Below are 17902 nucleotides of genomic sequence, written 5' to 3' on the forward strand. Positions count from 1 at the left end.
TGGTGCTCACCGGCGGAAACCGGCCACAGCGTCGGCAGCGGCCTCCACACGCCATACGGCGGGCGTCACCTGCGCCCGTACGTCCGCCAGGCACTGCAGCAGCTCGGCGTCGCGGCCGGACTCGAGCGCCCGCCCGATCCGGTTGAGCTCGACGCGGGCTCGCATCTGCCCGCGGGCGACGGGAACGGGCACCAGACGCTCCTCAGCAACCGCCACCGCCGTCTCGGCGACGTAGGCGATGACGCTCAGACCGGAGCGGTTGGCGGCGATCCTGATCGCCGCCAACTCGAAGTCATCGAAGCGCAGCGGGCCGACGCGATGCGGCGCGGCTGCGTTTGGCGGGTCCGTCGTCGTGCCATCGCCGGTCTTCCCCTCGGGCCCTCGTCAGCGCTTGATCGTCAAGCCGGTCAAGCGCGCCGAGCGGCCGCGCCGGATAAGACAGACTTATGGCTGTAGTACTAGGCCTCGGCGATGGGCAGTCCCTGATCGTCGAGCTCGGCCGGGAGGCCGAACGTCGCGTAGACGTTGGGGTCCTGGAAGACCGAGTTCCGGGTGATGCCCTCGTCGGTGACGGTGAAGATCTGGAGCGTGTGCAGGTTGTACCCGTCGCCGACGCGCTGATAGGCGGCGAATCCGGGCTGGCCGCCGTTGGCGGCGACCTCCTTGAGGAGCCAGTCCTTCCCGGCCGCCCCGAAGACCCATTCCATGAACAGGCCGTAGTTGCTGCGGCCGGAGAACCAGTTGAGCATCGGCGGCATCTCCATGATCACGTCCTCGGTGAGCAGCCGCTTGAGGCCCTCGACGTCGGCCAGCTCGAATGCCTTCATGTAGCGTTCGACCCAGGCGCGCTGCTCGGCCGCGGACGGCTCGCTAACCCGTTCCTGCCGGACCCCGATCTCCTTGACGCGGGTACGCGCCCGCTGCAGGGAACTGTTCACCGACACGACGGTGGTGCCGAGGATTTCCGCCGTTTCGGCCGCGGAGAAGCTGAGCACGTCACGCAGGATCAGCGAACCGCGCTGACGCGCCGACAGGTGCTGGAGGGCGGCGGCGAACGCCAAGCGCAGGCTGCTGCGGTCGATCACGGCCCCAGCCGGGTCGCCAGCGTCCAGCAGCGAGTCCGGCAAGGGCTGGAGCCAGGCGGCGTGCTCTCCCTGGACGAACGGCCCGAGCGGATCCGACGCGGCCACCAGCCCCGACGGCAGCGGTCGGCGGCCGTGGACCTCCAGGGCGGTCAGGCAGGCGTTGGTTGCGATCCGGTAGAGCCAGGTGCGCAGTGAGCTGCGGGTATCGTCGTACTGCTCCCGCGCCCGCCACGCCCTCAGGTACGTGTCCTGGACCAAGTCCTCCGCGTCGTGAGCCGAGCCGAGCATCCGGTAGCAGTACGCCAGCAGCTCCCTCCGGAACGGTTCGATCCGACGATCGAAGCCTTCCTTCCCCGTCATCACGCCACGCTCCATTCCCACTGCCGCCACAGCCACCGTACCTGGCGGCTGCGGTGACAATCCGCGATGGGCGGATAGGTCACCCCGCGCGGTCATCAACGACCTGGCCATGGCGTACATCCCAAATTTCGGATAATTAGTGCTGTTCCTGAACGTCGCTCGTAGATACGGGCGTCGGTACGAAAGTCACGCCAAGGGGCCTGGGAACAGGTCCTTGGCGTGACTTTTCGTTCGGATGCGTCTCGCGCCGGGTTGCATGTGGTGCAAGGTCCGAGGCGCCCATGCGAGGGCATCTGGCCCTCGGGGAGTGAAGTTCCTACAGATCAGAGCGATGCAGGGCTTTTCGGTCCGATATTCGTCATGGCCCTGCACACGGTCACCGCTGGTTACAGGGAAGGGTTCACTGCGCAGGCGCCAGCACCGGGCTGTTGTGATAGGCGGCGATCAGCCACTGGCCGTCCCGCTTCTCGAAGACCCAGGTGCAGTTCACCTTACGCACGTCGTCTGGGACCTCGGTCTCGCCGGGGAACAGGATGGCGGATTCGCTGATGACGATCGCGCCGTCCCTACCGACGAACCGGATGCTGAGCTGCTTGTTGTAGGTCGAGCTGCCCTTGAGCGGCCCATCGAAGGCCAGGGCCATGCTCTGACGGATCACGTCACGGCTGTCTCGGAGCGAGCCGGTCATGATGGCGGTCGCGTCCGCGGTGTAGTTGGCGACCATGCCGTCGGCGTCGCCGGCCTCCCACGCCTTGTAGGAGTCAACCAGTACGGCCTGGATGGCGGCCTCGTCTGCCGCACGACTGTTCGACATCGGATTCTCCCTTGTGATCGATTCGCCCGAGGTGGTCCGGCGAGCTCGTGAGTACATACCGGCGGCGGGGTCGGAACTCATCGCGGCGGATGAAAATCCGTCTCTACGTCTTCGAGTGCGGCCTGGCGGCCGCCGTTCCGCCGGGCGTGCGGCCTCTTCGAGCCGGCCCCGGCGAGGCGTGGTCGAGGGCAGCATCCCCGCTGATCAGGGGGATGTTCCGGCGCGGCACGCGGTACCCGAGTGGGCGGTGACGGCCCGACCCCGCCGAGGGCTGCGCCTTCTCCGCCGCCCCCACCGAGATCCGCATCGGCTACGCCCGCGTCTCGACCAAAGGCCAGAAGCTGGAACGGCAAATCGACGCGCTGGCCGGCTATGGCTGCCGCCGCTTCTTCACCGACACCAAATCTGGCAAGAACGCCCAGCGGCCCGAACTGCCGGCCGTGGCCGCGCGTCCGCAGGCGGGGCAGACGCCGCGGTCCTGCATCGGGTTGGGGCGGATGCTCTCCTGGTGGGGTCGGGCGGCCGGCATCTGCACCAGCCAGGCGCGTTCGCGCTCGGCGTCCGGGTCGGCGCCGGCGTCGCTGGGGCGTTCGACGGCTGGGCGGGGGGCCGGCAGCTCGGCGGCGATGGCGCGGGCGCTGCGGGCGCGGGCCGGCCAGCGGCGCTGAGAAGCGATCTCCCCGCTCGCTGAGCGCCCCGTCGACCACCTGGCGGGCGTCGACGACCCGATGGGCACGACCGACTGGTTCGCGCCTCCGGGCGCCGGGTCGATGATCGCGGTCGTGGCGACCGACGCGCCGCTGCTGCCGGGCCAGTGCAAGGCGCCGGCCCGCAGGGTGCCGATGGGCCTGGCCAGGACGGGCACGACGGGCAGCCACGTCTCCGGCGACATCTTGCTGGCCTTCTCCACGGCCAACGCGGGCGCGCTGACGAGCGGCTTCGTCACCGAGGAGGACTACCAGAACCTGCGGTTCGTGCCGTGGGGGCGGATGGACCCGTTCTGCGCAGCGGTCATGGAGGCGGTGGAGGAGGCCGTGCTGAACGCCCTGACGGCGGCACGGGAGATGACCGGCAGGAACGGGCACCGCTCCCCCGCGCTGCCCGTCGACCGGGTCGTCGGGCCGGTCACGGCCTGAGCCGTCCGGGGCACCGGCGGCTCAGGCGGGCAGCGGGAAGCGGGAAGCGGGAGCAGCGGGCCGGAATCGGCGGGCTCAGCGCGCGGCGGGGACCGGGCGGGGCAGGCGCGGGATGCCGGTCAGCCTGTTCTCCTCGCGCAGCGTGCGCAGCTGCTCGACCTCGAAGGTCCAGCGCGCGCCGTCGGGGGTCGCCTTGGCCTTGCGCCGGGCGATGCGGTCGTCGTAGGCCTTCACGCCGAACATGGCGCGCTGACCGGCCTCGGCGGCGCGCAGGGCGTCGGTGAGCGCCTTGTCGAGCAGCAGCCCCGCCGCGTGCAGCTCGACCTCGGGCGCCGCGGCCGTGCGCAGCTCGTGGACGACGGCCTCGGCCTGCCTGGCCTTCTCGATCAGGGCGGGGAAGCTCTTGGAGATCTCCTGGTCGGCGTGGAAGCGCACCTCGGCCTCACGGCTCACACGCGGACGGAAAAACGCCATCGGACAGCTCCCTTTCAGTCGTTACGAGCGGTAGCGTACGCGGTTCCGGCCCCGAACAGCCACTCGGGTGGGCCGTCGCCGTCCCTCTGGCCACAGGCCGGGCGGCACGCCGGGGTGCGGCGGACGCGTGACCGCCTTTACAAAGTATGGCAAGATGATCTCCATGCCGGCCAAGCGACCACCCGTGCCCCTGTCCCGCGAGCGCATCATCGACGCGGCCCTGCACATCGCCGACGGCCAGGGCCTGCGCAGGCTGACCATGCGCAGGCTCGGCGACGCCCTCCAGGTGGAGGCCATGGCCATCTACCATCACCTGCCGCGGGGCAAGGAGGCGCTGATGGACGCGCTGGCCGAGCACGTGACCGCCATCCAGGTCGATCCGGCCCCCAGCTGGCAGGAGACGGCCAGGCAGTGGTGCAGGGCGCAGCGGGCGGCGCTCAGGGAGCACCCGGGCGTGCTCGCGCTGGCCCTGACCAAACCCCCCAAAGGGGCTACGGCGATCGCCATCGTGGAGCAGGTCGAGCAGCTGACGGAGGCGGGGCTGACCGACGCCGCCGAGGCCGTCCGCACGATGCGCGCCTTCGTGTTCGGCAGCGTCGCGGTGGAGGTGCAGCAGTCGGGATGGGCCGACCCGGAACGCGACACCTGGGTGCGCCACGACGAGCGCGCCGACGCCGACTTCGAGCGCGGCCTGGAGGCCATGCTGCGCGGTCTGGCCGCGTAACAGAGGGTTTACCGGCCCGTCAGCGTGTCGAAGCCGGCCCGTTATCGTAGGTGAGGCACGCTGTGTCGTAGGTCACATGGTCTGAACCACCCGGGGATCCTCCTTGAATCGTCCTAACGGGCTATGTCGGAAAGTGTGACGCACGCCGCACACTTGGCGCAGAATACGAAACAGCCCGAGCCGCTCCCCCGCCGCTTCCAGCGAGGGAGCCCAGTCAAGAGATATCGGAGGCACGCCGATGTGCCCGCACGACCCGGCCTGTCCGTCTGCTGAGGCGCCCGACCGCGAGGCCGCACGCACCCTCGCGTCGCATCCCGAGCAGGGATGGAGCCTTCTGTGCAACGGTGTGGTCCTCTTCGAGGACACCGGGGAGCTCCTGCCCAGCGGCGACGTCATCGCCCCGCACCGGCCGCTGCCGCTGGTCGGCGCCGCCTGACGGTCAGTACCGCGCCGCGAGCCAGTCGGCGACCACCTCGCCGACCTTCGCGGGATCCTTCTTGAGGTCGTGCCCTTCGCCCGGCAGCACAACCAGACGTGCGGCGTCGGCGGCGTCGGGCACCCCGAAGGGGTCCCTGTCCCCGTTCACCACCAGCACGTCGACCCCCGCACCGCGCAGCTCGTCGGCGCGGGAGCGTTCCGGCTTCCCCGGCGGATGCAGGGGGAAGGCCAGCGCCACCACGGCGTCCGCGCCCGCCGCCTTCGCCGTACGGCACGCGACCCTGGCACCGTTGCTCCTGCCGCCCTGCACGAGCGGAAGCCCCGGATAGCGCCCGGCCAGCTCCGTGATGACGGCCAGCCACGCCTCGTCCTGCCGCGCGGGCGAGCCCGGCGCCCTGGCACCGGCCCGCCTGAAGGGCTGGGTCACCCTGGCCACCGTGGCCCCCCTGTCCATGGCGGCGTCCCGTACGGCCAGCAGGTCCGGCGCGTCCACGCCGCCGGCCGAGCCATGAGTGAGCACCAGCAGGAACCTGGGCCGTTCCGCCTCGTCGACGTCGACCAGTGCCGCCCCCCGCGGCGTCGTGATCTCCACCCTCCAACGGTAGCCGCAGGGGTGCCCCCCGCCTCGCACCGGCCCACGCCCGGCGCCCGCGCCCGCAACCACACGAGGTGCCCGGCGCCCGCGCCCCGCCATGCCTCGCCGCCCGGTGCCCGGTGCCCCGCGCCCACGCCGCCACCCACGCCCCGTGCCCGGTGAACCCGGCGCCCCCGTGCGCGCCCACGCCCGGCGCTTGGGGGCCGTGCTCACGCGCCGGGGCTGAGCGCGTCCCTGTCGAAGCGGAGCCTCACCTGCGCGGCCAGTTCCTCGTCGGCGTGCGACAGGCCGTACTGCCAGACCTCGTCGGCGGCCTCGCCCCTCCCGCGCAGGGGCAGGGTGCGGGCGAGCAGCTCGATCGCCAGCGCGCTCGTCTCCGCCTCGTGCCCCACCTCCTGCCCGGCTTCCTGCCCCGCCTCGACGGCGCCGGCGAACTCCGCGCACGCCAGCTCGAGATGGGCGATGCCGAGCAACACCCGCAGCCGCGCCTCGTGGGCGCCTTCGGCCAGCGGCAGGGCCTCGACCAGCACCGTGGCGGCCTCGCCCGGTTCTCCGGTGTCCAGCAGCAGTTCGGCGAGCTCCTGGGCGGCGCGGGGGCTCAGCTCGGGGTCGCCGACGGCGATGGCCGCCCGCAGCTCGCGTTCGGCCTCCTCCTCGCCGACGGCCAGGTGGGCCAGCGCCAGGTGCGCCAGCGGCAGGTAGGCGGCCGCCCCCATGCCGATCACGGCCTGCCATGCTCCTCTGGCCTGCTCGGCGTTCCCCTCGCGTTCGAAGCCGCGCGCGAGGTGGCAGGCGGCCTGGGCCGCGTACTCGGGGTGGCCGGTGGCCAGCGCGGCCCGCGCCGCCGCCCTGGCACCCGCGACGTCGCCCCGCTCCTCCAGCACCACGGCCAGACCCACGGCCGCCTGGGCCCGGTCGCGTCCATCGGGGTCGGCGGCCAGCTCGGCGAAGATCGCCGCCGCGCCCTCGAGGTCGCCGCTCTCGGCGAGGCGGCGGGCCCGGTCGAGCGGGCCGGTGGTCAGCGGGGTGTCGAGCTCGGGGGACGTCAACAAGGCTCCTTGGAGACCGGTGGGGATCAACCGATGACGATCAACGTCGAGCCTAACGATTTCCGGCCGCCGCGTCGCCCGACATGACCATCCTGTGCACGGGTGTTGGCTACGTCCCCACCTGAGAAGCCGAACGGGCGGCCCCCCTCGCAGGGGAGGCCGCCCGTTCGGGTCCGCTCAGTCCTCGTACGCCGACAGGGGCGGGCAGGCGCAGACCAGGTTGCGGTCGCCGTAGGCCTGGTCGATCCTGCGGACGGGCGAGAAGTACTTCCCGTCGCGCAGCCCCTGGACGGGGTAGGCGGCCTCGGTCCTGGTGTACGGGTGTGGCCACTCGTCGGCCACCAGCGACTCGGCGGTGTGCGGGGCGTTGCGCAGCGGGTTGTCGGTCTTGTCGTAGGTGCCGTCGGCCACCTTGGCGATCTCGCCGCGGATGGCGGCCATCGCCTCGACGAACCTGTCGAGCTCGGCCAGGTCCTCGCTCTCGGTCGGCTCGATCATCAGCGTGCCGGCGACGGGGAAGGACATCGTCGGGGCGTGGAAGCCGTAGTCGATGAGGCGCTTGGCCACGTCGTCGACCGTGACGCCGGTCTCCTTGGTGATCTGGCGCAGGTCGATGATGCACTCGTGGGCGACCAGGCCGCCGCGTCCGGTGTAGAGGACGGGGTAGTGCGGGGCCAGGCGGCGGGCGAGGTAGTTGGCCGACAGGATGGCCTGCTCGGTCGCGGCCTTGAGGCCCTCGCCGCCCATCAGCCTGACGTAGGCCCACGAGATCGGCAGGATGCCGGCCGAGCCGTACGGCGCGGCCGAGACCGGGCCGACCGGCGAGCCGTCGCGCAGCGGGTGGCCCGGCAGGTAGGCAGCCAGGTGACCGCGCACGGCCACCGGACCGACGCCGGGGCCGCCGCCGCCGTGCGGGATGCAGAAGGTCTTGTGCAGGTTGAGGTGGGAGACGTCGGCGCCGAACTCGCCCGGCTTGGCCAGGCCGACGAGGGCGTTGAGGTTGGCCCCGTCGACGTAGACCTGGCCGCCGGCGGCGTGGACCTTGGCGCAGACCTCGGTGATCGTCTCCTCGTAGACGCCGTGCGTGGACGGGTAGGTCACCATGATCGCGGCCAGCGACTCGGCGTGCTTGTCGATCTTGGCCTCGAGGTCGGCCAGGTCGACGTTGCCGTTGTCGTCGCAGGCCACGACCACCACGCGCATGCCCGCCATGACCGCGCTGGCGGCGTTGGTGCCGTGCGCGGAGGAGGGGATGAGGCAGACGTCGCGGTGAGCGTCGCCGTTGGCGCGGTGGTAGGCGCGGATGGCCAGCAGCCCGGCGAACTCGCCCTGCGAGCCGGCGTTCGGCTGGATGGAGACGGCGTCGTAGCCGGTCACCTCGGCCAGCCAGGCCTCCAGCGTCTCGACCAGCTCGACGTAGCCGCCGGCCTGGGAGAGCGGCGCGTAGGGGTGGATGCCCGCGAACTCGGGCCAGGTGATCGGCTCCATCTCGGTGGTGGCGTTGAGCTTCATCGTGCAGGAGCCGAGCGGGATCATCGACCGGTCGAGGGCGATGTCCTTGTCCTGGAGCCGGCGCAGGTAGCGCAGCATCGAGGTCTCGGAGTGGTGGCTGTGGAAGACCGGGTGGGTGAGGTAGTCGCTCTCCCTGGACAGGCCCTCGGGCAGGGCGTCCTCGGCGGCCAGGTCGGTCAGCGAGACGCTCACGCCGAAGGCGGCGGCGACCTGCTCCAGGTGGGCCAGGGTGGTCTTCTCGTCGCAGGCGACCGAGACGTGGTCGGCGTCGGCCTGCCAGAGGTTGACGCCGCGCTCGGCGGCCGCGGCGACCACCTGGGCCGCCTTGCCGGGCACGCGGGCCAGCACGGTGTCGAAGAAACCGTCGTGGACGATCTCGACACGGCCGGCGCGCAGGGCCGCGGCGAGCGTGACGGCCATGCGGTGGGTGCGCTGGGCGATGCGGCGCAGCCCCTCGGGGCCGTGGTAGACGGCGTACATACCGGCGATGACGGCCAGCAGCACCTGGGCGGTGCAGATGTTGCTGGTGGCCTTCTCGCGGCGGATGTGCTGCTCGCGGGTCTGCAGGGCCAGGCGGTAGGCGGGGTCGCCGTCGGCGTCCACCGACACGCCGACGAGCCGGCCCGGCATCTGGCGCTGCAGGCCCTCGCGGACCGACATGTAGGCGGCGTGCGGGCCGCCGAAGCCGAACGGCACGCCGAAGCGCTGCGAGGAGCCGATGGCGATGTCGGCGCCGAGCTCGCCGGGGGCCGCGACCAGCGTCAGCGACAGCAGGTCGGCCGCGGCCACGACCAGCGCGCCGCCCGCGTGGGCGGCCTCGGCCAGGGCGCGGAAGTCGCGCAGGCGGCCGGAGGCGCCCGGGTACTGCACGAGCACGCCGAAGCACTCGGGCAGCTCACCGTCGAGGGAGTCGACGACCAGCTCGATGCCCAGCGGCTCGGCCCGGGTGGCCAGCACGGCCTTGGTCTGGGGCAGCGCGTCGGCGTCGACGACGAAGACGTTGCTCTTGGACCTGCCCGCGCGGCGCGCCAGCGTCATCGCCTCGGCGGCGGCGGTGGCCTCGTCCAGCAGGGAGGCACCGGCCACGTCGAGACCGGTCAGGTCGGAGACGACGGTCTGGAAGTTGAGCAGCGCCTCCAGGCGGCCCTGGGAGATCTCCGGCTGGTAGGGCGTGTAGGCGGTGTACCAGCCCGGGTTCTCCAGCAGGTTGCGCCTGATCACCGCGGGGGTGACGGTGTCGTAGTAGCCCAGGCCGATCATGGAGGTGAGCACCTGGTTGCGGCCGGCCAGCGCCCGCAGTTCGGCGATCACTTCGCTCTCGCCCGCCGCGACGGGCAGCTTCAGCTGGTCCTTGGCCCTGATGGCCTCGGGTACGGCCACCGCTACCAGGTCGGCGACCGACTCGAAGCCGACCGCCTCCAGCATCTTGGCCTGCTCGCCGTCCGAGGGACCGATGTGGCGGGTCGCGAACGGCGGCGCAGCGAGGTCGCTGAGGGGCTCGGTCATGGAAACTGCCTCCCAAGGCTGGTGGAGAGCACGGGCGTCTGCCGGGTCTCCCCCTCTGTCATCAACCTGAGAGGTTCGCCCGCGGGGTCGCGGGCTTGCACCGTCGGTGAGACGCGCCTGGCGGGCGTGCCTGCTTTCCAGAGTGGCCTCGTCCGAGCGGTACTGGGTGCCTGAGAGATTCCGGGGAGGGTTGCTCCTTCGGCGCCCCGGTGGCCCGGGGACTCTCCCGCTCGGGGTCGTCGGCTCCAGCCCTAGGCTACCAGTGTCCGGGAATCAGCCCATTCGCCGGGCTCTGCGGCGCTGGGCGAGTTCGTCAGTGGGATGGTCGGCCGGGACGGTGTCCTCGACCGCCGCTCGTTCCCCCGGCAGCTCCGCGAGCGATCCCTCGACTTCGCGCCAGACCCTGCCGAGCGCGATACCGAACACTCCCTGACCGCCTTGCAGCAGGTCGATGACCTCGTCGGCCGAGGTGCACTCGTAGACGCTGACGCCGTCGCTCATGAGCGTGATCCTGCTCAGGTCGCCGACGCCCCGATCTCTCAGGTGCTGTACGGCGGTGCGGATCTGCTGGAGCGACACGCCGGTGTCGAGCAGCCGCTTGACGACCTTGAGCACCAGGATGTCGCGGAAGCTGTAGAGCCGCTGCGAGCCGGATCCGTGCGCGGCTCTTATCGTCGGCTCGACCAGGCCCGTGCGCGCCCAGTAGTCCAGTTGCCTGTAGGTGATGCCGGCCGCCGCGCAGGCCGTGGGGCCGCGATAGCCGATGTCGGCAGGCAGCGTCGTGGGCTGCTCGTCGAAGAGCAGGCCCTGCTCACCGGCACGCTGGCGCGCGGTTTCGCGCCGCACCGGATCTTCCTGGCCGGCCGTCTTTCCCTCGCCGCTGCTGACCGCCACGCGGACCTCCGGCTTTCTCTCATCCCGTGGTCTGATCTGGGGGTTCGTAAATGACAACCACAGGTTTCACTTGCACCGTAGGACCGTGACCATCCGCAGTCAACGATCCGGCTCGGCGCGTCGCGAAGCGTAAATGCAGTGAAATGCGTACCCCAGGTGGCGACCAAGGGCACGAGCCTTCACGAAGGGAGTCCTACCCCGCGCGTCCGAAGTCCTCGGGCGTGATGGTGTCAAGGAACTCCCTGAACTTCTCCACCTCATCCTCCTGGTCATCGGGGATGATCACTCCGGCCTCCTGCACGACCTCCTCGCTGGCGAAGATCCGCGCACCGGTGCGCAGCGCGAGGGCGATGGAGTCGGAGGGGCGCGCGCTGACCTCCACGCCGTTGGAGAAGACCAGATCGGCGAAGAAGATCCCGTCACGCAGAGCGACGATGTTGACCGCACGCAGGCCGACGCCCAACGCGCTCAGCACGTCCCTGAACAGGTCGTGGGTCAAGGGCCTGGGCGGCGGTTCCTCCGCCTGGGCGAGCGCGATGGCCGTGGCTTCGGTCATTCCTATCCAGATCGGGAGAAACCTCTCACCCTGCGCCTCCTTGAGCAGAACGATCGGCTGATTTGTGGGCATTTCAACGCGAACGCCCACTACCTCCATCTGCAACACGGGCTGCTCCGAATTCACGATCCATGGGCCGCATCTACCGCACTTCAACGTAACACCCACTGGGTAGGTAATATCCCCTGCCCCCGAGGCTTCCCGCCAACCTACCGGGCTCCCGGGCCGCCTCGGCGGGCGCCCGCATCCCCGACGGCAGCGGGCGAGCGGAATTTCCGGTTTTTTCGGGATGCCGCCCTGCGGGTCAGCCGCCCAGGGCCGAGCGGACGGCGGTGCGCAACAGAGCGGCGTGCAGCTCGAGCAACTGGCCGGACAGCTGCCTGGCCGTCTCGTCGGCCTCGCCGATGGCGCCCGGAGCGCGCCGCTTGAGGATGGGGGCGACGGCCTGCTCCACCAGACCGGCCTCGCGCTCGGCGGCGGCCCTGACCGCGCGCAGGTGCCGGGCGTGCAGGCCGTACCGGGCCAGGGCGCCGACGCTGCGCGCCACCTTGACCGCGTCCTCGTCGTAGCGCCGGGCGACCGGCGCGAGCAGGCCGTAGTCCTCCAGCTCGGTGAGGGTCTCGTCGTCGAGCCCGCTGGCCTCCAGCAGCTCGGCGCGGCTGAACCGGACCTCCTTGGTCTCGGGCAGCGCCCTGGGACGGCCGAGCTCGTCGGCCATCCGGTCCTTGATGACCCGCAGCGGCAGGTAGTGGTCGCGCTGCTCGGTGAGGATGAAGCGCAGCTGCTCCACGTGCATGTAGGTGAACTTGCGATAGCCCGAGGGGCTGCGCTCGGGCTCGATCAGCCCCTCGCTCTCCAGGAAACGGATCTTGGAGACGGTGACGTCGGGGAACTCGCCCTGCAGCAGGGCGAGCACCTCCCCGATGCTCATGTGCGAACGCGCCGCCTGGGAGCTCATGCGCCCCGCGTGAGGAAGACGAGGCGGAACTTGCCGATCTGCACCTCGTCGCCGCTGTGGAGGGGCACCTCCTCGATGCGCTCCCTGTTGACGTAGGTGCCGTTGAGGCTGCCGACGTCGCGGACGGTGAAGGCGCCGCCGGGATGGCGGTAGAACTCCACGTGACGCCGCGAGACCGTGATGTCGTCGAGGAAGATGTCGCTCTCGGGATGCCGGCCCGTCGTGGTCAGGTCGCGGTCGAGCCGGAAGCGGCTGCCGGCGTTGGGACCACGGGTGACCACCAGCAGCGCCGCGCCGGGCGGCAGCTGCTCGACGGCGGCCCGCTCGGCCAGCAGGGCGTCGGCCGTCTCCGCCTCATACGCCTCGATTCCCGCGACGGAGATCGTCGAGGTGGTGTCCCCTGAGACCTCGTGTCTGGTCAGCGGCGACCCACACCGGGAGCAGAAGCGGGCATCCTCGGGGTTGGCATGACCGCACTGCGTACAGTAGACGTACGGCATCGATCGGCTCGGCCTCCTACCGCGAGAACGCGGCGACGGTTGATCAGGGCGCCCCACGCCTCTCGCTTAGTTCACGTTTGCGAATGCCGCAACTTACGCTGATCACGAGCAAAGGTCAAGGCGAGACGCCGCACGACGGGTTCGGACGGTGACAAAGTTACCGCCGAGCCGCCCTCAAGGTCCATGCCGCCGCGCCAGTTGTGTTGTCACGTTCCCGCCGCCTGCTCGACGACGCGCGCCCATCTGTCGAGAAATGCCTCCGCTGTGTCGAAATCATGCGCCTCGGCCCACAGGTCGGTGGCGGGTTCGCTGGCGGCGGGCAGGATCAGCGCCCAGCGCCCGTCGTCGCCGACCACCCGCACGCCGTCGGTGGTGTCGATGTCGAAACCCTCGGCGGCCTCGATGACCGAGCGCATCACCGCCCCCTTGGTGGCCCACGGCGTCGGGACGGTCCGCTTGAGCAGCTTGGCCTCGGGGATGCGCGCGTCGATCTGGCTGAGCGTCAGGCGGGTGCGGGCCACCAGGCCGAGCAGGCGCAGGAAGGCCGCCAGGCCGTCCACCGTGGCCCCGAACTCCGGCACGATGAAACCGCCCCTGCCGTCCCCCGCGAAGATCATGTACGGCTTGGCGGCGGCGGAGGTGAGCGCGTCGAGCGAGGTCGAGGTCCACTCGACCTGGACGCCGTGGAAGCGGCACACCTGCTCGGCCACCCTGGTCGTGGTGACGGGCAGCGCCACCCTGCCGCGGCGGCGCTCGGCGGCGACCAGGTCGAGCACCACCAGCAGCGCGCGCTCCTCGCTGATGAGCTGGCCCATCTCGTCGACCAGGGCGATGCGCTCGCCGACCGGGTCGAAGCGGACGCCGAAGGCGGCCCGGGAGGAGCCGACGAGCTCCGACAGGCGCTGCAGGTCGCGGCGGCGCTCGGCGAGCGTCTCGGTGGGCGAGGCGGAGTCGAGCCTGGCGTTGACGGTCAGCACCTCCACGCCGAGGCGGCCGAGCAGGGTGGGCAGGACCACCGAGGAGGTGCCGCCCGCGCAGTCGACGACCACCTTCATGCCGTCCACGCCGGTCATGTCGACGCAGCGCAGCAGCTCCTGCGCGTAGTCCTCCACCGCCCTGGCGGGGAAGCTCAGCTCGGCGATCTCGCCGGGGAAGGCCCGGCGGAACTCCTGGCGCGAGAAGACGCGCTCCAGCTTGCGCTGGGCGGCGGGGGTGAGGTCGGCGCCGTGGGAGTCCATGAAGACGATGTCGACGCTCTGCGGGTCGCCCGAGGTGGTGCGCAGCGCGATCCCGCCGCCGGCGGGCCTGCGGGAGGTGTGGAAGCGGGCCACGGGCAGCGGCATGGCCTCCAGGTCGAGCACGTCGATGGCGCTCGCGGTCAGCGCGCTGATCACCGCGCGCTTGAGCGCCCTGGCCGCGCGGGAGGAGTCGCGCGAGGTGATGACCTGGTCGCCCTTCTTCAGGGTGGTGGCGTAGGCGCTGGCCAGCCGTACGCAGAGCTCGGGGGTGATCTCGACGTTGACCAGGCCGCTGACGCCGCGCGGGCCGAACAGGCTGCGCTGGCCGCGCGACTCCCAGATGACGCTGGTGTTGACGACCGCGCCGGCCTCGACGGTCTTGAAGGGGTAGACCTTGACGCCGCTGGAGACGTAGGCCTCGGCCTCGATGACGCACTCGTCGCCGACGACGGCGTTCTCGGCGATGCGGGCGCCGGTCATCAGGTCGGTGTTCTTGCCGATGACGCAGCCGCGCAGGTGCGCGCCGGGGCCGATGTAGACGTTGTCGTGGACGACCGCGCGGTGCAGGAAGGCCCCTTCGCGCACGACGGCGTTGCTGCCGAGCACGGTGTACTCGCGCAGCTCGGCCCCGGCCTCGATCTTGACGTAGTCGCCGATGAGCAGCGGGCCCTTCAGCACGGCCTCGGGGTCCACCTCGGCGCCCTCGCCCACCCAGACGCCCGGCGACATCTCGAAGCCGCCGATGTCGAGCTTGACCCGTCCGGACAGCGCGTCGGCCTGGGCCTTGAGGTAGCTGTCGTTGGTGCCGACGTCCTCCCAGTAGCAGTCGGAGACGTAGCCGTAGATCGGGGCGCCGCGTTCGAGCAGGCGCGGGAAGACGTCGGAGGACCAGTCGACGGCCTCCCCCGCGGGGACCTCGTCGAGGATTTCTGGCTCCATGACGTAGATGCCGGTGTTGACCGTGTCGGAGAAAACCTGGCCCCAGGTGGGCTTCTCGAGAAAGCGCTGCACCCTGCCCTGGTCGTCGACGATGATGATCCCGAACTCGAGCGGGTTGGGAACGCGCGTCAGACCGATGGTGACAAGAGCCGAATTCTCCCGGTGAAACCGGATCATGTCCGATAAATCGATATCGGTCAGGGCATCGCCGGAAATGACCATGAAACGATCGTCGCGGAGTTTGTCGGCGGCGTTCTTGACGCTGCCGGCCGTACCGAGTGGCAGGTCTTCGGTGGCGTAGTGCAGGCGCATGCCCAGTTCGTCGCCGTCGCCGAAGTAGCTGCGCACGAGCGCCGCCAGGAACTGAACCGTGACGACGGTCTCGGTCAGTCCGTGTTTGCGGAGCAGCCGGAGGACGTGTTCCATGATCGGGCGGTTGACCACAGGAAGCAGGGGTTTGGGCTGGTTCGCGGTCAGCGGTCGCAACCGCGTGCCCTCCCCACCTGCCATGACGACCGCCTTCACCCGATCACTCCTTCTTCGCAGTTTGCCGGGGATCGCGCAGCTCATCCCTGGCAGCGGTGATGAGCCGGCGCACCTGTACCACATACAACACGCCCGCCCACCAGTACAGACCCGTTCCCCAGATGGCGAACGCCCATCCGATGATCCTCGCAGTATCGGCATACCAGGAGCCGGTATGAGAGGCCAGGAAGAGCAGCGGGAAGGCGTACATGAGGTTGGCCATGGCTGCTTTGCCAAGGAAATGCACGGGCAGTGCCTTGTAGCCGTATTTGCGGAGCACGGGAAAGAAACATCCGACGAAGATTTCCCGGGCGAGAATGATCGCCACGAGCCACCAGGGGATCACGTCCCTGAGGACCAGGCCGAGGATCGTGGCGAAGACGTAGAGCTTGTCGGCCGCGGGGTCGATGATGCGGCCCAGCCTGCTGGTCTGGTTCCACGCGCGGGCGATCTTGCCGTCCAGCCAGTCGGTGAATCCCGCGACCATGAGCAGCCCGATCGCCCAGCCGTCGGCCTGGGGCCCGAGAACCAGCCACAGGAACACGGGCACACCCAACAGGCGCAGGAAGCTCAGCAGGTTAGGAACCGTCCAGATCCGGTCCTCCGCTGACGAAGGGGCGGAAGTTTCGCTCACGCTTGCGACCCTACTGCGTCGCCGACCTGCGTACGCTGCGCCGTCCGTCTCGTCCGGTTCCGGCCGCAGGGCGGGCCCTTCGCCCCCGGGGTTTTCGGACACCTGGACGGATCGGGGGTTGCGCGCGCCCCCGGTGATCGGGTTACGGTGGCGCCGACCAACGCGGGAGCCCGGTGTGACCGGGCTGAGAGGACGGCTGACCAGCCGCCGACCGCCAGAACCTGCTCCGGGTAATGCCGGCGAAGGGAGTTTGCGCGATGAGTGGCGCGCGTTTTTCCAAGATCTACCAAGGCGATCTCCGGGTCCCGATGCGCCGGATCAGCCTGTCCGACGGCACGAGCTTCACCGTCTACGACACCTCCGGCCCCTACACCGACCCGGAGGTCGAGACCGACGTCACCCGCGGCCTGGCCCCGCTGCGCGAGCGGTGGGTCCTCGACCGGGGCGACGTGGCCCGGTACGGCGGCCGCCAGGTCCAGCCCCTCGACGACGGCTACCGCGACCAGAACGCGTGGAAGCGCGCAGGGACCAGCGCGTTCGCCGGGCGGCGCCGCGACCCCCTCAGGGCGGCGGGCGCGCCCGTCACCCAGCTCGCCTACGCCCGCCGCGGCGTGGTGACCAAGGAGATGGAGTTCGTCGCGGCCAGGGAGGGCGTCGACCCGGAGTTCGTCCGCGCGGAGGTGGCGGCGGGCAGGGCCGTCATCCCGGCCAACGTCAACCACCCCGAGAGCGAGCCGATGATCATCGGACGCAACTTCCTGGTCAAGATCAACGCCAACATCGGCAACTCCGCCGTCACCTCCTCCGTCGAGGAGGAGGTGGAGAAGATGACCTGGGCCATCCGCTGGGGCGCCGACACCGTCATGGACCTGTCGACCGGCCGCGACATCCACACCACCCGCGAGTGGATCATCCGCAACTCCCCCGTGCCCATCGGCACCGTCCCCCTCTACCAAGCGCTGGAGAAGGTCGACGGGGTCGCCGCCCGCCTGTCGTGGGAGATCTACCGCGACACCCTCGTCGAGCAGTGCGAGCAGGGCGTCGACTACGTCACCGTGCACGCCGGCGTGCGGCTGGCGTACGTGCCGCTCACCGTCAGGCGCACGACCGGCATCGTCTCGCGCGGCGGCTCGATCATGGCGGCCTGGTGCCTGGCGCACCACCGCGAGAACTTCCTGTACGAGAACTTCGCGGAGATGTGCGAGATCCTCGCCTCCTACGACGTCGCCTTCTCCCTCGGCGACGGGCTGCGTCCCGGCTCGATCGCCGACGCCAACGACGAGGCGCAGTTCGCCGAGCTGCGCACGCTGGGCGAGCTCACCCGGATCGCCCACGCCCACGACGTCCAGGTGATGGTCGAGGGGCCCGGCCACGTGCCCATGCACAAGGTCAAGGAGAACGTGGACCTGCAGCGCGAGCTGTGCGAGGACGCCCCGTTCTACACCCTCGGCCCGCTGGTCACCGACATCGCGCCCGGCTACGACCACATCACCTCGGGCATCGGCGCGGCCATGATCGGCTGGTACGGCACCGCGATGCTGTGCTACGTCACGCCGAAGGAGCACCTCGGCCTGCCGGACAAGGACGACGTCAAGACCGGCGTGATCACCTACAAGATCGCCGCACACGCCGCCGACCTGGCCAAGGGCCATCCGGCGGCGCAGGCGTGGGACGACGCGCTGTCGCGGGCGCGGTTCGAGTTCCGCTGGGAGGACCAGTTCGACCTGTCCCTCGACCCGGACACGGCCCGCTCCTTCCACGACGAGACACTGCCCGCGGCCCCGGCCAAGACCGCCCACTTCTGCTCGATGTGCGGGCCGAAGTTCTGCTCGATGCGGATCTCCCACGATCTGCGGGCGCAGGAGGGGATGCGGGAGAAGGCGGAGGAGTTCGTGCGCGGCGGCGGCGAGGTGTACCTGCCCCTGCCCGAGCGCCGCTGAGACCGGACGGGACCCGCCCACGCCG

Annotated in this window: 18 protein-coding genes and 2 riboswitches; of the genes, 5 read left to right on the forward strand and 13 right to left on the reverse strand. The window is 70.7% G+C overall.

All coding sequences use genetic code 11. The features are described from left to right. Positions 1 to 6: 6 nt before the first annotated feature. The 3 genes from ACWEVS_RS41925 to ACWEVS_RS41935 form a co-directional block, all read right to left on the reverse strand. A complete protein-coding gene (locus ACWEVS_RS41925; RefSeq protein WP_449925104.1) occupies positions 7 to 285 on the reverse strand; it encodes a hypothetical protein in 279 nt (92 codons plus the stop codon). A gap of 173 nt (positions 286 to 458) precedes the next feature. Next, positions 459 to 1445 (reverse strand): sigma-70 family RNA polymerase sigma factor, encoded by a 987-nt coding sequence (locus tag ACWEVS_RS41930; protein WP_452556454.1) that lies wholly within the window; start codon positions 1443 to 1445, stop codon positions 459 to 461. A 400-nt stretch (positions 1446 to 1845) separates the two neighbouring features. Further along, entirely contained in the window at positions 1846 to 2340 is a 495-nt protein-coding gene (locus tag ACWEVS_RS41935) for an SgcJ/EcaC family oxidoreductase (RefSeq protein WP_452556456.1), read from the reverse strand. 281 nt (positions 2341 to 2621) lie between these two features. Here ACWEVS_RS41935 and ACWEVS_RS41940 point away from each other — a divergent pair, with 281 nt between their 5' ends. Beyond that, positions 2622 to 2927, forward strand: coding sequence for a hypothetical protein (locus ACWEVS_RS41940; protein ID WP_452556478.1), 306 nt, complete (start codon positions 2622 to 2624; stop codon positions 2925 to 2927). Positions 2928 to 2987: 60 nt separating this feature from the next. Continuing rightward, positions 2988 to 3395, forward strand: coding sequence for a P1 family peptidase (locus tag ACWEVS_RS41945; protein ID WP_452556458.1), 408 nt, complete (start codon positions 2988 to 2990; stop codon positions 3393 to 3395). A gap of 75 nt (positions 3396 to 3470) precedes the next feature. On the opposite strand, the gene ACWEVS_RS41950 is transcribed toward ACWEVS_RS41945, so the two are convergent. Then, complete coding sequence (locus tag ACWEVS_RS41950) at positions 3471 to 3848, reverse strand: hypothetical protein (RefSeq protein WP_354906853.1); 378 nt, start codon at positions 3846 to 3848, stop codon at positions 3471 to 3473. Between the two features lie 184 nt (positions 3849 to 4032). Between ACWEVS_RS41950 and ACWEVS_RS41955 the strand changes: the two genes are divergently transcribed. Next, positions 4033 to 4593, forward strand: coding sequence for a TetR/AcrR family transcriptional regulator C-terminal domain-containing protein (locus tag ACWEVS_RS41955; protein ID WP_449925803.1), 561 nt, complete (start codon positions 4033 to 4035; stop codon positions 4591 to 4593). A gap of 238 nt (positions 4594 to 4831) precedes the next feature. Next, complete coding sequence (locus ACWEVS_RS41960) at positions 4832 to 5029, forward strand: DUF5999 family protein (RefSeq protein WP_354906855.1); 198 nt, start codon at positions 4832 to 4834, stop codon at positions 5027 to 5029. Positions 5030 to 5032: 3 nt separating this feature from the next. Here ACWEVS_RS41960 and ACWEVS_RS41965 read toward each other — a convergent pair whose 3' ends face one another. The 9 genes from ACWEVS_RS41965 to ACWEVS_RS42005 form a co-directional block, all read right to left on the reverse strand. Beyond that, a complete protein-coding gene (locus ACWEVS_RS41965) occupies positions 5033 to 5623 on the reverse strand; it encodes an alpha/beta hydrolase family protein (protein ID WP_452556460.1) in 591 nt (196 codons plus the stop codon). Positions 5624 to 5835: 212 nt separating this feature from the next. Further along, positions 5836 to 6675, reverse strand: coding sequence for a hypothetical protein (locus ACWEVS_RS41970; RefSeq protein ID WP_452556462.1), 840 nt, complete (start codon positions 6673 to 6675; stop codon positions 5836 to 5838). Between the two features lie 177 nt (positions 6676 to 6852). Further along, positions 6853 to 9693: an aminomethyl-transferring glycine dehydrogenase gene (gene gcvP, locus ACWEVS_RS41975; protein ID WP_452556464.1), complete on the reverse strand. Its 2841-nt coding sequence runs from the start codon at positions 9691 to 9693 to the stop codon at positions 6853 to 6855. 147 nt (positions 9694 to 9840) lie between these two features. Next, a riboswitch (glycine riboswitch) is annotated at positions 9841 to 9932 on the reverse strand. Between the two features lie 34 nt (positions 9933 to 9966). Beyond that, positions 9967 to 10587, reverse strand: a complete 621-nt coding sequence (locus tag ACWEVS_RS41980; protein ID WP_354906859.1) for a MerR family transcriptional regulator — start codon at positions 10585 to 10587, stop codon at positions 9967 to 9969. A gap of 193 nt (positions 10588 to 10780) precedes the next feature. Next, positions 10781 to 11251, reverse strand: coding sequence for a bifunctional nuclease family protein (locus tag ACWEVS_RS41985; protein ID WP_183661379.1), 471 nt, complete (start codon positions 11249 to 11251; stop codon positions 10781 to 10783). 196 nt (positions 11252 to 11447) lie between these two features. Then, positions 11448 to 12074, reverse strand: a complete 627-nt coding sequence (gene ftsR / locus ACWEVS_RS41990) for a transcriptional regulator FtsR (protein WP_354906860.1) — start codon at positions 12072 to 12074, stop codon at positions 11448 to 11450. A 23-nt stretch (positions 12075 to 12097) separates the two neighbouring features. Beyond that, positions 12098 to 12601 carry an FHA domain-containing protein gene (locus ACWEVS_RS41995; protein ID WP_354906861.1) on the reverse strand — a complete coding sequence of 168 codons (504 nt, stop codon included), beginning with the start codon at positions 12599 to 12601 and terminating at the stop codon, positions 12098 to 12100. A 206-nt stretch (positions 12602 to 12807) separates the two neighbouring features. Continuing rightward, positions 12808 to 15303 carry a sugar phosphate nucleotidyltransferase gene (locus ACWEVS_RS42000; RefSeq protein ID WP_452556466.1) on the reverse strand — a complete coding sequence of 832 codons (2496 nt, stop codon included), beginning with the start codon at positions 15301 to 15303 and terminating at the stop codon, positions 12808 to 12810. 4 nt (positions 15304 to 15307) lie between these two features. Continuing rightward, a complete protein-coding gene (locus tag ACWEVS_RS42005) occupies positions 15308 to 15937 on the reverse strand; it encodes a CDP-alcohol phosphatidyltransferase family protein (RefSeq protein ID WP_354906863.1) in 630 nt (209 codons plus the stop codon). Between the two features lie 152 nt (positions 15938 to 16089). Further along, positions 16090 to 16202, forward strand: a riboswitch (TPP riboswitch). On the opposite strand from ACWEVS_RS42005, the gene thiC reads away from it, so the two are divergent. Then, positions 16195 to 17877, forward strand: coding sequence for a phosphomethylpyrimidine synthase ThiC (gene thiC, locus ACWEVS_RS42010; protein ID WP_452556468.1), 1683 nt, complete (start codon positions 16195 to 16197; stop codon positions 17875 to 17877). It overlaps the preceding riboswitch by 8 nt. Positions 17878 to 17902: the final 25 nt, after the last annotated feature.

Source organism: Nonomuraea sp. NPDC003754 (genome assembly GCF_053605785.1).

What these genes read in the sequence shown, in the direction of transcription:
- ACWEVS_RS41935 (WP_452556456.1), bottom strand. Translation starts at nt 2,340, where the DNA reads ATGAGTTCCGACCCCGCCGCCGGTATGTACTCACGAGCTCGCCGGACC.
- ACWEVS_RS41960 (WP_354906855.1), top strand. Translation starts at nt 4,832, where the DNA reads ATGTGCCCGCACGACCCGGCCTGTCCGTCTGCTGAGGCGCCCGACCGC.
- ACWEVS_RS41930 (WP_452556454.1), bottom strand. Translation starts at nt 1,445, where the DNA reads ATGACGGGGAAGGAAGGCTTCGATCGTCGGATCGAACCGTTCCGGAGG.
- ftsR (WP_354906860.1), bottom strand. Translation starts at nt 12,074, where the DNA reads ATGAGCATCGGGGAGGTGCTCGCCCTGCTGCAGGGCGAGTTCCCCGAC.
- ACWEVS_RS41995 (WP_354906861.1), bottom strand. Translation starts at nt 12,601, where the DNA reads ATGCCGTACGTCTACTGTACGCAGTGCGGTCATGCCAACCCCGAGGAT.
- gcvP (WP_452556464.1), bottom strand. Translation starts at nt 9,693, where the DNA reads ATGACCGAGCCCCTCAGCGACCTCGCTGCGCCGCCGTTCGCGACCCGC.
- thiC (WP_452556468.1), top strand. Translation starts at nt 16,195, where the DNA reads ATGAGTGGCGCGCGTTTTTCCAAGATCTACCAAGGCGATCTCCGGGTC.
- ACWEVS_RS41955 (WP_449925803.1), top strand. Translation starts at nt 4,033, where the DNA reads ATGCCGGCCAAGCGACCACCCGTGCCCCTGTCCCGCGAGCGCATCATC.
- ACWEVS_RS41945 (WP_452556458.1), top strand. Translation starts at nt 2,988, where the DNA reads ATGGGCACGACCGACTGGTTCGCGCCTCCGGGCGCCGGGTCGATGATC.